This window comes from uncultured Chitinophaga sp. (assembly GCF_902168175.1).
Lineage (GTDB): Bacteria > Bacteroidota > Bacteroidia > Chitinophagales > Chitinophagaceae > Chitinophaga.
This window is the reverse complement of the sequence record NZ_CABHOU010000022.1, coordinates 1-15053: the sequence shown is the minus strand read 5'-3', so window position 1 is coordinate 15053 and position 15053 is coordinate 1. Positions and strand designations below refer to the sequence as shown.

Annotated in this window: 8 protein-coding genes, 6 tRNA genes and 1 pseudogene; 14 read left to right on the top strand and 1 reads right to left on the bottom strand. The window is 49.0% G+C overall.

Going from position 1 to position 15053, the window contains the following annotated elements; genetic code table 11:
* The first annotated feature begins 157 nt into the window (after positions 1 to 157).
* The 9 genes and pseudogenes from QZT80_RS03145 (at position 158) to QZT80_RS03105 (ending at position 6490) form a co-directional block, all read left to right on the top strand.
* Complete coding sequence (locus tag QZT80_RS03145; RefSeq protein ID WP_295117508.1) at positions 158 to 2806, top strand: family 10 glycosylhydrolase; 2649 nt, start codon at positions 158 to 160, stop codon at positions 2804 to 2806.
* 980 nt (positions 2807 to 3786) lie between these two features.
* A tRNA-Ile gene (locus QZT80_RS03140) sits at positions 3787 to 3859 on the top strand.
* A 22-nt stretch (positions 3860 to 3881) separates the two neighbouring features.
* Positions 3882 to 3954, top strand: a tRNA-Lys gene (locus QZT80_RS03135).
* Between the two features lie 30 nt (positions 3955 to 3984).
* Positions 3985 to 4057, top strand: a tRNA-Ile gene (locus tag QZT80_RS03130).
* Between the two features lie 14 nt (positions 4058 to 4071).
* Positions 4072 to 4147 (top strand) — tRNA-His (locus QZT80_RS03125).
* A 5-nt stretch (positions 4148 to 4152) separates the two neighbouring features.
* Positions 4153 to 4225: transfer RNA gene (locus QZT80_RS03120), tRNA-Arg, on the top strand.
* An 18-nt stretch (positions 4226 to 4243) separates the two neighbouring features.
* A tRNA-Gln gene (locus QZT80_RS03115) sits at positions 4244 to 4316 on the top strand.
* Positions 4284 to 4829: pseudogene (locus QZT80_RS03110) on the top strand (ribonuclease H-like YkuK family protein). Before QZT80_RS03115 ends, QZT80_RS03110 begins: the two are co-directional and overlap by 33 nt.
* Before the next feature lie 569 nt (positions 4830 to 5398).
* Positions 5399 to 6490, top strand: a complete 1092-nt coding sequence (locus QZT80_RS03105; RefSeq protein ID WP_295117505.1) for a slipin family protein — start codon at positions 5399 to 5401, stop codon at positions 6488 to 6490.
* A gap of 200 nt (positions 6491 to 6690) precedes the next feature.
* On the opposite strand, the gene QZT80_RS03100 is transcribed toward QZT80_RS03105, so the two are convergent.
* Positions 6691 to 6993 carry a hypothetical protein gene (locus QZT80_RS03100; protein ID WP_295117502.1) on the bottom strand — a complete coding sequence of 101 codons (303 nt, stop codon included), beginning with the start codon at positions 6991 to 6993 and terminating at the stop codon, positions 6691 to 6693.
* Between the two features lie 187 nt (positions 6994 to 7180).
* Between QZT80_RS03100 and QZT80_RS03095 the strand changes: the two genes are divergently transcribed.
* From QZT80_RS03095 to QZT80_RS03075, 5 genes are all read left to right on the top strand, one after another.
* Entirely contained in the window at positions 7181 to 7762 is a 582-nt protein-coding gene (locus tag QZT80_RS03095) for an RNA polymerase sigma factor (RefSeq protein ID WP_295117499.1), read from the top strand.
* Between the two features lie 110 nt (positions 7763 to 7872).
* The gene (locus QZT80_RS03090) at positions 7873 to 9042 is read left to right on the top strand and encodes a FecR family protein (protein ID WP_295117494.1); all 1170 of its coding nucleotides are present in this window, start codon (positions 7873 to 7875) and stop codon (positions 9040 to 9042) included.
* A 170-nt stretch (positions 9043 to 9212) separates the two neighbouring features.
* Positions 9213 to 12578 (top strand): TonB-dependent receptor, encoded by a 3366-nt coding sequence (locus tag QZT80_RS03085; RefSeq protein WP_295117491.1) that lies wholly within the window; start codon positions 9213 to 9215, stop codon positions 12576 to 12578.
* Positions 12579 to 12598: 20 nt separating this feature from the next.
* Positions 12599 to 14041: a RagB/SusD family nutrient uptake outer membrane protein gene (locus QZT80_RS03080; protein ID WP_295117488.1), complete on the top strand. Its 1443-nt coding sequence runs from the start codon at positions 12599 to 12601 to the stop codon at positions 14039 to 14041.
* A gap of 159 nt (positions 14042 to 14200) precedes the next feature.
* Positions 14201 to 15053, top strand: an 853-nt coding sequence (locus tag QZT80_RS03075) for a hypothetical protein (RefSeq protein WP_295117485.1), incomplete at its 3' end; no start/stop codon positions are given.

The window sequence follows — 15053 nt, the reverse complement described above, 5'->3', positions numbered from 1 at the left end:
AGGATAATACTTATTGCACGTTTATGCCGAAGTAATTCAGTTAAACTGGCAAAATCTGCTAATTGGTGCATGTTTGTGCCGAAACAACCCGCAAAAACTTGCAAATACCCGATTTATCACTTAAATTAGAAAGGTCAACCAAAAAAACTCCACTAATATGATGCGACTTCTACCCCCATTGCTGTTTTTCAGCTTCCTGACCATTTTCTGTTCCGCCCAAACTGCTCCCAAACGCGAGCTGCGCGGCGCATGGATTGCTACGTACGCCAACATCGACTGGCCTAACAGAACGCAAACGCCCGCACAACAAAGGGCTGCGTTCATCAGCATTGTTGATCATCATAAGGCTACGGGCATTACCTCTTTATATATACAGGTACGCAGCCAGTGCGATGCATTATATCCAAGCAGCATCGATCCCTGGAGTGCAGACTTAACAGGCACGCAGGGCGTGGCCCCAGGCATTTTCTGGGACCCTATGCAGTTTATGATCGACGAATGTCATAAACGCGGTATCGAGTTCCACGCCTGGATCAATCCCTACCGCGCAGTGGCGAACAGTAACAACCTGCCCTCCTTCGCCTCATCGCATGTTGCCAAACAACATCCCGACTGGCTGCTGAGCCAGGGCACATTACGTGTACTCGATCCCGGTATACCGCAGGTGCGCGACTACATCACCAGCGTAATTACCGATATCGTGAGCCGCTACGATGTAGATGGTATTCATTTCGACGACTATTTCTATCCACCTTCTGCAGCGGCAGGAGTAACACCTTACAACGACGACAGCACCTACAATGCCGATCCACGCGGCTTCACCGTTCGCGGCGACTGGCGCAGGGATAATGTTACCATGCTCATCGGAAGGTTGTACGATACCATCAAAACACTGAAACCCTGGGTGAAATTCGGCGTATCGCCATCGGGCATTTACCGCAACAGCACCAATCCCGAAATAGGTACTGCTACCAGTGGGCTTGAGCATTACACCACCCTTTACGCGGATACGAAGAAGTGGCTGCAACAAGGCATTGTAGATTACATTATGCCGCAGGTGTACTGGTATATGGGCCAGCCCGGCGCTAACTATAGCGTAATCGTTCCCTGGTGGAACAACAATGCTAACGGTCGTCATATCTATATTGGCCTGGCCGGTTACAAAGTAAACGATCCTGCGCAGGGCGTTAACTGGGCAAACCCTTCGCAGATCCCGAACGAAGTGAGGTTTAACCGCACGTTTAGCAATGTGTACGGGCAGTCGGTATACAATACTTCCAGCATGCGCGTAACCACCAAACTCGGTTTCCGCGATTCACTGCGACTCGACTTCTACAGCAAACCCGCGCTTATGCCCAACATGCCATGGCGCGATAGCATTGCTCCTGATGCCCCTTCAGCGGTTTACGCTTCTCTCTCCGCCGCCGACTCCGTAACGCTCACATGGATGAAACCTTTGTTTAACGGCGATGAAAGTAACCGTGCAAGGCAGTTCGTTGTGTACCGTGGCACTACTCCTCAAATCAATACAGACAGTGTCGCTAACATTCTGTCCATCACCAGTACAGATACGACCACGTTTACGGATAAAACTATTTTACCAAACACGACTTACTACTATCTCGTTACTTCACTGGACCGTTATCACAACGAAAGTATCATCTCCAACATCAGCGCTAACCAGGCCCCGGATATATTGTGTGCAGGCGACCAGGTATTACCGCTGGATAGTAACTGCACCGCCACACTACCAGATTACACTTCGCTCGCCCTCGTGAACGACACTACTGGTGTTACGCTTACACAGCAACCACTGGCAGGCACGCTGCTCGCATCGGGCAGTATTACACAGGTAGCACTTATTGCGACCAATGCCGGCGGCAAGGCCGACACCTGTTACTTCAGTGTTAGCACAGTAGATTCCTTAGCGCCGGTAATTACCGCAACTGCCGCTAACAATGGCACTATTACCGCAGGTACTGCAGCAGGTAAATGTTTACTTGTGGCCGGTAAACAATTCGATATCACCGCCGTTGACAATTGCTCACCAACACTTACATACAGTTATACGCTTACATACGGAGGTGTTACTTCGCAACCAGTTAACAGCAACAGTCTGCAAGGCGTAACCTTCGCCAAAGGCACTACCACCGTGAACTGGAGCGTTAGTGATGTGAATGGCAACGTAGCCGCTTACAGCTACAACGTAGTGATTGCCGACCAGGAAAAACCTGTGATCAGCAACCTGGTTGTTACGCCACCAGTACTCATTCTGCCAAACAACCAAATGAGGAACGTAACCCTGTACTACAACACCAGCGACAACTGCGGTGCCGTAACTACCACTGTAACCGTAACCAGCAACGATCCTAATGCAGGCAACGACTGGGAAGTAACAGATGCTCACCATGTGAAACTGAGAGCAGTGCGTAGCAATACTGGTCAGTACAGAGTATACACCATCACCGTAACCGCTACCGATGCTGCAGGCAACACCAGCACGCAACAAACACAGGTATACGTGTTACAATTCATCTATGGTCTCGGCGAACTGGTACCAGGCACTATCGACGTACAGGCAAGGCCTAACCCGTCGGCCAACCAGTTCACCCTGGTAATGAAGAGCAAACTGGGTATACCGATGAATGTAAGGGTGTACAATCTTTCCGGAAGAATTATTGAAAACCGCAATAACGTAGCTGCAAACAGCACCATTACCCTTGGCGCCAATTACACTGCCGGTGTATACTTCGTAGAAGTAACGCAAGGCATAGGCAAACAGGTAATCACACTGATAAAACTGTAGCTGCAACATCTTGATTTTTTCTTCTTGCTTAACTATGCACGGGCTGGCCCATAAGGGCCGGCCCTTTTTTTTGACAACGTTGGATAACGAGTTCTATCGCAATGGCATTCCCCTCGCCGTCATTGCGAATGGGTTGGACTGCTAACGCAGCGATTCTTCGACCCTCGCGCTTTTCACTGCAACTAGACTAAATCGATAGTTTGCCTCACTTCTTACCAATGACAATCAGGTTGGACTGCTATCGCTGAAATTATTTGGCCCTCACGCTTTTCACCGCCACGAAGACTACAGCAACATTTTGCTTCACTTTGTTACCCTATAAAGCAGAGAAGCAACCGCCCAAACAAGTGTCCACGGCTGAAGGGAGTGACACAACGGCGGCTAAATAGCATTACTGAAGCTTGTTCCTAAAAAATATTTTCATGATTAAAAACGTAATTCATCTATTTGATAATTACTGGTTTAATGCACATTTCTAACGCGTAACATTACACGTACTTTTAATTATTTTATAAAAAATATTTGTGAGAATAAAAAATATCACACATCTTTGCACTGTTAAAAAAATCATAAAAAACATGTCACTATTCATTTTACATACAGCGCCAAAGAACCAGGATAGCCGCACAGGCTATATGGGTTGCAGGGCAGGTTATGCAAAAGGATAGTATAAAAGACTAATCCGATATAACTGAAGCCCTGCAAGAGATTGCGGGGCTTTTCTTTTTTATTGACCTTTAAAAAAAACAGCATGCAATTGCGACAGAGTTACATATGCATTAGCCAATGGAATGACAAACAAACGTTTGGCAACCGGGAAAGTTATGCGCATTCGTTTGCACCGCTGGGCAATAAAGAACTGAAAAAAGACATACGACCTTTTTATCACCACACGTAGGTAACACTTCGTGCAAGGATTAAAAAACCCGGTCGTATCAAATGCGACCGGGTTTTTTATTTGATCTATTGTAAACCCAAAATGTTCCGTAGCTCAATGGTCAGAGCACCTGCCTTATACGCAGATGGTTGCTGGTTCAAATCCAGCCGGAACAACATCTGTTGTTTAACCCAAAATTGGCCCGTAGCTCAACGGTTAGAGCACCTGTCTTTTAAACAGGGGGTTGCTGGTTCGAGACCAGCCGGACCAACACTTTTTTGATCTGTTGTTAAAGCCCTATTGGCCCGTAGCTTAACGGTTAAAGCGTCTGCCTGATACGCAGAAGACTGCTGGTTCGAATCCAGCCGGGCCAACAGCAAAACAAACATGGTGCTGATAGCTCAGTGGCAGAGCACCCGGTGGTGGGCCGGGGGAGCAGGGTTCGAATCCCTGTCAGTCACCCAACATACGGCCGGTAGTTTAATGGAGAGAATCTCACGCTACGAACGTGCAGGATGTGGGTTCGAGTCCCGCCTGGCCGACGACATAAAATAAAATCACAGCCGGTGGTTTAATGGTTTAAAATTTCATGCTTTGACCATGAAGATGCAGGTTCGACTCCTGCCTGGCTGTCTTGATCAACACCCAATAAATGAAGTCATGGAACAGCGTAAAAGCTGGCGCAGGCTCAATGGAACGATCATTAACATGCCCATCCGCGAGGAAGTAAGACTTGCGCTGATGGCCGAGCAGGAACTCGGGCATGCGATGAAAGTTTGCATTGGTACCGACAGCCAGGTAAAAGGCAGGTGTACGGAGTTCGCCACCGTAATCGTATTTATCCGCAAAGGAAAAGGCGCGTATATGTACATCCAGAAAGAGGACGTGTATCGCAAAATGAGTATCAAAGAAAGGATGCTTGAAGAAGTTGCGAGAACGGTGAATATCGCTTACGAACTCACCAGCCTCTTTACCGCATTTAATGTAGATATGGAGGTGCATGCAGACATTAACACGAACCCACTTTTCAAAAGTAACGATGCCCTGAAAGAAGCCATGGGTTAAATTATGGGGATGGGGTTCGATTTTAAGGCCAAACCCTACGCGTTTGCCAGCTCCAGCTGTGCGAACAAGGTAGTACAATAAAATACTGTGCGGTGTGTACACAGCACGAACGATGCTTTCAGATGAAAGCCGGGTAAGTAAAAGCAAACGGCAAGTCCGCGCGTAGTTTAAAAGAAACTGCGCTCTGCAACGGTAGTAACCGGTTGTATACAGGGAACCCGAAGCGCCATTGCCCATCATCTATGGGTCGGGAGTTCGATTCTCCCCCGTTGAAGAACGGTAGCTCAGTTGGTTAGAGCAATAGACAAAACCAGGTTCGATTCCTGTAACCCTCCGGGGTAGCTGGTAGCACCAAATGGAGATTTGAAACCTCTCATGTAACAGAGTACGCCTCTCTTAAAAGCGGCGAAAAAGGACCGGTGTCCTATTATCCCAGTTTACCCGGCAAAAGGCCGGAGCCGAAAACACCCGGTACCTCACCTGCAGGGATGCAGGCACATGTTAGGACTAGCGTAGGGCAAGCCACTTTATGCGGGCAAAAGGCCCGTGGTAAAAACTTCCCTTACGCTACCCGGCATGTTCGCTTCCCTCCGTGTGGTAAAGGTGGAAAGGGATGCAGGTCCTGTTTTTTAACCCCTTAATATTAACCGATGAAAAGAATAACAATCAATGCCTGGCAAAAAGGCCTGGTATTTAAAGAAGGCGCATACCGACGTATGCTGAACGAAGGCAACCACTGGCTGGGCCGGAAAGATACTGTAACCGTTTACGATATGGCTCAACCCTTTGTGACAGGTCTTGAACTGAATATCCTGTTGAAAGATGAGGCAATGCGCGATGCACTGCATATTATCGATATAAAGGAAGGCCAACTGGTACTGATGTACGAAAATGGCCTGATAAAACAAGTACTCTCCGCCGGCCGCCACGCCTTTTGGAAAGGACTGATGGACTACCGGTTCGTATGGGTAGATACCACGAAAGTGGAAATCACCGAAAACATCGACAGGGCTACGCTTGGCAACAAACTGGTATCGCAGCATGTACGTTCTGTTACCATCAGCAACCACGAAAAAGGATTGCTGTTCATAGACGGAAAATACGTGCAGATGCTGGACGCGGGCGTGTACCACTGGTGGACGAATAAAATGTCGCTGCAGGTGTTCATGGCCGACATACGTCAGTTGCAAACAGAGATCACCGGACAGGAAATATTGACCCGCGATAAAGTATCGCTGAGGATAAACGCCTGGGCGCAATACCACATCGCCGATATAGAAAAAGCGATGCTGGAAATAAAAGAATACGACAAACAACTGCACGTAAGACTGCAATTGGCGCTTCGCGAACAAACAAGCGCCTTAACGCTCGACGAGTTGATGGAACGTAAAGACAGCATGGATAACACTTTACTGGCAGCGATAAAAACCAGCGACCTTGGGATCATGGTGACCGGTTTCGGCATAAGGGACGTGATATTAACCGGCGATATGCGCGATATCATGAACCAGGTATTAATGGCTGAGAAAAAAGCGCAGGCCAACACCATCATGCGCAGGGAAGAAACTGCGAGCACACGCAGCCTGCTTAACACTGCCAAACTGATGGAAGACAACCCAATGCTGTTCAAACTAAAAGAAATGGAGTATGTGGAGAAAATAGCCGAAAAAATAGGCACGCTGAGCGTTAATGGCGACGGCGGCATAGTAGACGGTCTCCGTAAAATACTTACAGGAAAATAAATTTTATTATCTCTTCTAATTTCGTGTGGAAGCGGGCTGGCTCTTTTGGGCCGGCCCTTTTATATTCCGGAAATAACGATATACGCACCCAGTTCAAAGAACCCGATATCAGTATTGCAGGCATTAAACAGGCAGCCACTTCTGAAAACCTCAAAGCGATCATCACTAAATATTCAAAGGAGCAGCCCGGGAACGAGTAATTATTGGGCGGGCGTTGTTACCACCTCGTCGGTCGTTTTCAGTTCGGAAGAACCTTTAATAGTATAAGACCACCCCATGATAGCAATAGGAACGGCCACCAGTGCCAATAATACGGCCAGAATATCCTCCCAGGTTTTTTTATCCTTTACAAATAACGCGGAGATAAAAGCGATCAGGAACACCACTGTGCATACAATAGCTACAGAAAGCGTAAGAATAGACGAGCCAGATGCAAGGGCGTAGATAATAAATGCTCCGCCACAGCCGGCTGCAGCAAGCAAGAGTTTCGTAATGTTCTTCATAACTATATTTCGATATCAGAATTGGGTGGCGAAGATAATACATGAAATTTTTGCAGTCAACCCATATCCTGACAGCGGCGGCTTTGGATAATTGGTTTAAGCAGTTATCTTTATAAAAAACAACTCATCCCCACTGCGCCGGTGCCGGCTTAACAAGGGGGCCGGCCTTTGTGAGGGCCCGTCACAAATGCAGGAGCTCGTCCACGATAAAGAATTGTTCCGTTTGGTATCCGAAGGCGACGAAGCTGCCTTCCGCCGCCTGTTTAACCTGTACGTACCTAAATTTTTGCCCGCCGTACAACACCTTACCAAAAACACCGCCGTTACCGAAGACGTGCTGCAGGAAGCCTTTCTTAAAGTATGGCTAAACCGCGACAAGTTGCCGGAAGTGGAACATCCGCGGGCCTGGCTGCTCAAAATCGTCTACTACCAGTGCTTTTCCTTCCTGCGCCGACAGGCCGTACATGAAAAGGCAATGGGCATCATGGCCGAAAAGCCGGAAAGCAGCAGCATGGAGGACGATATGGCCTTCAATACCCTGATGCGTACCGTATCGGAAGCGGTGCAGCAACTGCCGCCACAGGCAAAACGCATTTACCTGTTAAGCCGTGAGGGAGGATTAAAGATAGCGGAGATTGCGGACCAGCTTAATATTTCACCGAACACGGTAAAGAACTCCCTGGTACGCTCGCTACAGTCCATCCGCCAGTACATTGAACAGGCGGGGCACTTTTTACCACTTTTTATCCTGTGGATGATAGGCCTGTGACTCCTTAAAAAAATATTTTTCCTCCTGATAGGTCCTATTGTTCCACTTGTGCGTCTGTAATAGTATGGGCTCACCCATTCCACGTTTCTGACATTCTAAAAAGGTACAAATTGGAACCTCGCGAACGATTTGCATATCTGGCCGCCCGGGCCACCAGCCATTCCGCCACCGCCGCCGAACTCGATGAGTTATGCGCCCTGCTGGCCGCTATGCCCGCCGAAGAAATTCCGCCACAGCTGGATTTCCTGCTCCGGGATGCTGCCCCCGTAGCATTCGACGCCGCCCATTGGAACAACATTGCCACCCGTATACTGGCAGCCGACAGGCCTGCTGCCGCTAAAGTAATTCCTATCCACCGCCGCAGCCGCTGGATGTGGGCTGCTGCCGGAGCAGCACTAGCTATCACCACGGGTGCTTACCTGTTTAAGTCTGGCCAGGCAACCAACGCCCCGGCTATCGCGACGCAAAACACCACACCGCTTATTACCCCGGGCGGCAACAAAGCCACCCTCGTACTCGGCGATGGCTCCAGCATTTCGCTGGACAGTGCCGCTAATGGCGCGCTTAGCCAGCAGGGAAATGCAAAAGTGGTGAAACTCGCCAACGGACAACTGGCCTATCAATCCGCACAACAATCATCTGCCCAACCTATATTATACAATACCATCGTAACACCACGCGGCGGCAAATACCAGGTGATGCTGCCCGACGGCAGTAAGGTTTGGCTGAATGCAGCCAGCAGCCTGCGTTACCCTACCGCTTTTAACGGTTCGCGCCATGTAGAACTTACCGGCGAAGCGTATTTCGAAATAGCACAGGATGCAGGCAAACCTTTTATCGTAACAAACGGCAGCACCTCGGTAGAAGTGTTAGGCACCCAGTTTAATATGATGGGGTATGCGGACGAAACATCGACCAACACAACCTTACTGAGCGGTGCGGTAAAGGTGAACGGACAAAAAATTACACCCGGCCAGTGCGCCAGCATCAACCATAATAGTGGCAAGCTGGAAGTAATAAACAATGTGAATACCGAAGCTGCCATTGCCTGGAAAAACGGGTACATCCAGTTCGAGGGCAACGACATCCGCTCGGCCATGCGGCTGATAAGCCGCTGGTACGATGTAGCGGTGGAGTACCGGGGCCATGTGCCTTCGCACTTCCGGGGCACTATTCCCAGCAACGTACCGGTATCCGAAGTATTAAAGATGATGGAGATGACCGAAGAAGTAAAATTTGAGATCAGCGGGCGAACGATCATTGTATCGCCAGGCAAGTAACATATTAACCAGCTAAAATTCCACGTATTATGAGTCCCTGACAAAACTATGCTCCTACCATACGGGCATAAAAAACCGGGAGTGTTCGCACCACGCCCGGCCGCATTAAGGTCCGTAACTGACAATCGTTTTCGGCAATCATTAATTATTTACCCTAACCATACAAATGTATGCAAATGACGCTTTTTTCCCAAAGCGGGCCTTCGCGCGCCGCCAGTGGTAAAAAACATTTTCCACGCTTATTAGTAAAAACGTTACTGATCATGAAATTAACGGTGCTATTGATGACCATTACCATGCTGCAGGTACACGCAGCAGGTTATGCTCAAACAGTGACCCTCGCTCACCGTAACGCCCGGCTGGACAAGGTGTTTTCCGACATCCGGAAACAAACTGGCTACAACTTTCTCTATACCGATGAGCAGTTATCACATGCAACAGACATTTCGGTAAAGGCCACCAACCTGCCGCTGAAAGATGCACTGGACCTCTGTTTCCGTAATCAGCCACTTACCTACAGTATTAATGGGCAAACCATTATTATTAAACGGCGCGAAGAAACGGTGGCCCGGGAAGTGCGTGTTACTGAGGATATTACCGTAACGGGCAGAATTACCGACAGTAAAGGCGAACCGATTCCTGGTGCCAGCATCCAACTAAAGGGTACATCTAAAGGTGTGGTGACGAATGAAAACGGGCAGTATAGCATTACCGTACCCGCAGCAGACGCCGTACTCATTATTTCCTCACTCGGCTTCGACCGCCAGGAGGTGATCGTGAACGGAAGAAACGCCATCAGCCTTACCCTTAACACTATTGCATCCAAAATTAATGAGCTGGTAGTAGTGGGATATGGTGAACAGAAACGCGGTACGCTTTCCAGTTCCATTACATCTATTTCCGGCAAAGAATTCCAGGAGCAACCCGTAAACCGGTTCGACCAGGTATTGCAGGGACGCTCGCCCGGTGTAACGGTAACAAATGCAACCGGTGCGCCCGGCGGCAGCGTACGTATCCGCATTCGTGGTTCCAACTCTATTAATGGCGATAATGGTCCGCTGTATATCGTAGATGGTTTTTTCGGCGCAGAGTTTTCTTCCATTAACCCGGAAGATATTGAGTCGATACAGATATTAAAAGATGCTTCGGCAACGGCCATTTTCGGCAGTCGTGGTTCCAATGGAGTGATCGTAGTAACGACTAAAAAAGGAAGCAAAGGGGGCTTGAAAGTGAACTTCACGACCCACCTGTCTTCCTCCAGCGTTATTAAGAAAATGGATTTGCTGAATGCAGGCGACTTTGCCGAAACTGCCAACGCCCGTGCGCAGGCAATCGGTACTACAGCCCCCTTCTCCGAAGCACAGATCACCGACTTTAAGGCGAAAGGCGGCACCGACTGGCAGGATGAGATTTTCCGTACTGCCATTGGTCAGCAATACATGCTTAACCTGAGCGGCGGCACGGATAAAGGCGGTTACTTTATTTCCGGCGACTACCTGAACCAGGACGGTGTTATTAAAAACTCTTCGTTCAAACGTTACACCCTTCGCTCTAACATCAATGCCCGCATGACCGACAAGTTATCGGCATCGTTAAACATCGTAGGTATTTACACCGCCGCTACGAATATAGATATACCGGCCGATGGACCTCACAGTCCGTTGGCACAGGCTATTACCTGGTCGCCCACCTTACCGGTGCGAAATGCGGCTGGTGCTTACACCGCAACAGATCCCATCAGTTCCGTGTTCTTTAATCCTGTTGCCCTTACCACCGACCAGCTGGCCGTTACAGAACGTATGCTGGCCAATATGATCGGCGGGTTTAAGTATGAGGACATTGTACCCGGACTTTCGTTAAACCTGCAATACGGCGTTAACTATCTTGGGTATGACAATAAAGCCTTCGCCGGGAAAGTGGTAAACAGCGGCAGCTCCACCGCCAGCCTGCGCAACAACCGGGAAATAAGATTACAAAACACCAATACGCTGCACTACGACCGTAAATTCGGCGATCATCATCTTGACCTTACAGGTGTGGTAGAATACCAGCAATCGACCTACAACTATATGTCCGCCGGGGCGAGCAACCTTACCTACGAGAACTTTATGTGGAACAACCTTGCTCAGGGTACAGCAGGCATACCTAACTCCGGTTATTCCAAATGGTCGCTGTTTTCACTGGTCGGCCGCGCTAATTATGCATTTAAAGATAAATACCTCGTATCCGCAGCGCTTCGCCGCGATGCCTCATCAAAATTCGTTGGCGACAATAAATACAGTTACTTCCCATCTGCATCAGTAGGATGGGTAGTGTCTGAAGAAGACTTTATGAAGAGCGCCACCACCCTCAGCCTGCTCAAAATACGCGGCAGCTGGGGAGCAACGGGCAGCGAAGGAGTAGGGGCCTACAGCACCTTCTCCGCATACTCCAACCGCGTGGGTTCTTTCAACAACAGCACGTCTGTTACTGGTATTGTGCTTAACAACATCGGCAACCCTGAACTTAAATGGGAAACCACCGTACAAAAGAACATAGGTATTGAAGTAGGCATACTGAACAACCGCTTTATGTTTACTGCCGACCTGTTCGTGAAAGACACCCGCGACCTGCTGCTTACCGAAACATTGCCCAACTACCTGGGCGGCAATCCTATTACCCGCAACGTGGGCGAAGTACAGAACAAAGGCGTGGAACTGGCCCTGGAGGCGGTGGTGATAGACAAGGGCGATTTTACGTGGAACAGCTGGCTGAACTTCTCTTACATTAAAAACAACGTCGTATCCATCGGCAACAGCGATATTATTTTCGATGCCACCCGTAAGATTGGTGGAGGCATGTCGCTGCAACCGGAGTTTGTGGTAAGGCCAGGCGATCCGCTGGGCTCTATCTGGGGCCTTACCTACCTTGGCACCTGGAAGCCCGGCGACGAAACCAAGGCCGGCGTATTTGGTGCTAAACCCGGCGATGCAAAATATCTCGATAAAAACACCGACGGTACCATTGATGCAGATGATTATGATGTAATCGGCAATGGCGTACCTACCTTCTCGTTTGGATTTAACAACACCTTTACTTACAAAAACTTCTCTCTCAACTTCCTGCTGCATGCCCTTACAGGCTTCGATAAACTGAACTACAATAATGCCGCCACCATGTACCTCGGCGGCGATGCGAGAGAGGCGACCAATGTGGATATCAAAGACCGGTACATTCCCGGTGTAAACGAAACATCGAACATACCAGCCTTCAGTTCCACCAACCGCAACTTCACCCAAAGCACACGCTTCCTCGAAAGCGCCGACTTTTTGCGGTTAAAGAACCTGAGCCTGTCGTACACCATACCCAAGGCAAAAATTGCGAACAAAGCCGGCGTTAAGGTATTCGTTAGTGCCACCAACCTGTTTACCATTACCGGTTACAGCGGCATAGATCCCGAAGCTAACAGCGCCGCCGGTGATATAAGGCAGGGTATCGATTACGGTGCATATCCCAATTCTAAAACCTTTACCGCAGGCCTTACACTCAGTTTTTAAATTGATAAAAAAGATCTTACATGAAGAAGCTATATATCATTGCAGCAATATTTCTCGCTACCGGTTGCAGTAAACAATTAACAGAAGAACCCCAGGGCCTGGTTATTGGCTCCGAAGGTTTAAGCAGCGAAGCCGGACTGGAAGCCGCGCTCACCGGTGCTTACGGCAGCCTGCTGGTGCCATGGGAAAGTGGTTTCACAACCGTTAGCCAGATAGCCATGTGCATGGGGGGCGACGACTTAACCACTCACCCCGGTTCCAATAAAGAAGAATTCCGGGAGTATGACCGCTTCTCTGTTTCTTCCCTGAACAGCCGCATGGTGCCCATATGGCGCGGTTGTTACAAAGCGATACAGTCTACCACCAACATCATCAACAATTATGCAGGCGTAACCGATGGCAACGAAGCCACGATCAAAGTGATAGTAGGTGAAGCCTATTTCGTTCGCGCACTTTGTTATTATTATCTCACCCGTTTCTGGGGAGCAGTACCTATCATTCCATCAGAAAAATACAGTTCAGAATATCTTACGCTCGGTAAAAGTCAGCCTGCAGAGGTGTACAAACTCATAGAAGCTGATCTTGCCAAAGCCGAAGAATGGGTGCCCAATACCAGGCGTGCGCCCGGCCGGCCTAACAAGGGTGCGGTAAAAGCTTTACTGGCAGATGTGTATTTAACCGAAGGCGGATGGCCTATTAAAGATCAGAGCAAATATGCACTGGCAGCAGCCAAGGCAAAAGAAGTGATCGACAATAAAGCATTGTACGCGATTGATCTTTACCAGGGTGGTTTCCTGAAAATATTTGCAGGCGGCACCTCCGAAGATGTATTCGCGTTTTATACCCGTGGCCAGTGGATTACTTACAACTCCTTCTACGGCCTTTCCACCATGCCCGAAGACGAAGGTGGCTGGAGCGACTTTTTCCCGGAGATCAAATTCTTTAACGACTTCCCTGAAGGCACGAGGAAAGAGGCTACGTTCTCCACATCCTTCGTTGTAGCTGGCAATACCATTCCCTGGCAAAACACCAGCACCAAACATCCGTACTATAAAAAGTTCACGATACAGTCTGGCACTAAGGCTACCTATATGTCCAACAACCCAATAATCATGATACGTTATGCCCACGTTTTGTTAACATACGCAGAAGCGCAGGCACGGGCGGGCAGTGCGCCGGACGATGCAGCGTACACAGCGCTGAACGCAGTAAGAGCGAGAGCTGGTCTTACGCCACTGTCTGCCTTATCGCCCGCCGATTTTATTAACGCAGTAATAGACGAACGCAAATGGGAATTTGCGGGAGAGTGGAGCCGCTGGTTTGACTTAGTGAGATTAGAAAAAGTAGAAGAAGCCAATGCCGTAAAAGATCCGGCAGATATGGCACCCACCGGCGCCATTACCAAAACCCAGTATACACTTCCTATCCCTGGTGCAGATGCCCAGGTGAACCCGAATTTGTAAATACAGTTGCTTTCTTCATTTTTTGTGAGCGGGCTAACCCGGCCCGCTCCTGCCCCGTAAGGCAGTACCCATCATTTGTTCCACGCAGGCGAAAATTTTATAGAAAACAGACAGGCACAGGTTCCATTATTAATTCACGTTTTTGAAAAAACCCTCGTTATGAAAAAACAGATCACCACACTCATGATGGTGCTTAGTTTGCTGTTTGGCGGCAAACTACAAGCCCAGTTCCTGCTCCTCGATGATATGGAGGGGAACGGCCCATGCTCGGGCAATTGGACATCTTTTATCGGTAACCCCGGAACTACAGGAAGCATACAATTTAATGTAGCCAATCCCAGTATTTCCGGACTAAATCTCAGCGCACATGTAGCGAAATTTACGAAAGACACCACCTGCTCCGAATGGATGGGCACAGGATGCACACTTCCCGACTCCTTTGACCTTAGCAAGGCTAACACCTTTAAAATGCTGGTGTACAGCAGTCTTAAAGAAGAAGTGCTATTTAAACTGCAACCCGGCGCCGACTACACAAAGGCAGTTTACTTCACTTATAAAATTAAAGCGGCCAATACCTGGGAAGAAGCCACCTACGACTTCTCCAGCGTTAAAACCCGCAAAGACTTTAACCGTATTGAAGTACACTTTATGGACGGCCGTAAAACCAACGGCACCCTGTATTTCGATTATGTACTGGGCCCAAATCCCGTTAACATTACCGTTGATACCGCACGTATCGCCATGGGGCAGGAAAACGGCACCGTACTCACCGCCAGATTATACGGCGGCACCTTTGACCCCGCGCTCACCAAAAGCAACTGGGTAGTGAGCAATCTGCCCGCAGGCGTAACGGTAGACAGCATCCTGAGGGTGAACGACACTACCGCGCAAATTGTACTGGCAGGCAACTCGGCCGTTAACTACTCCCGCAGCAATGTAACGATCACTGTTGCCGGCTCAGAACTTACCGATAACAACCTGGCCAGCTACGTGGCGAAAGGCCTGGTATTAC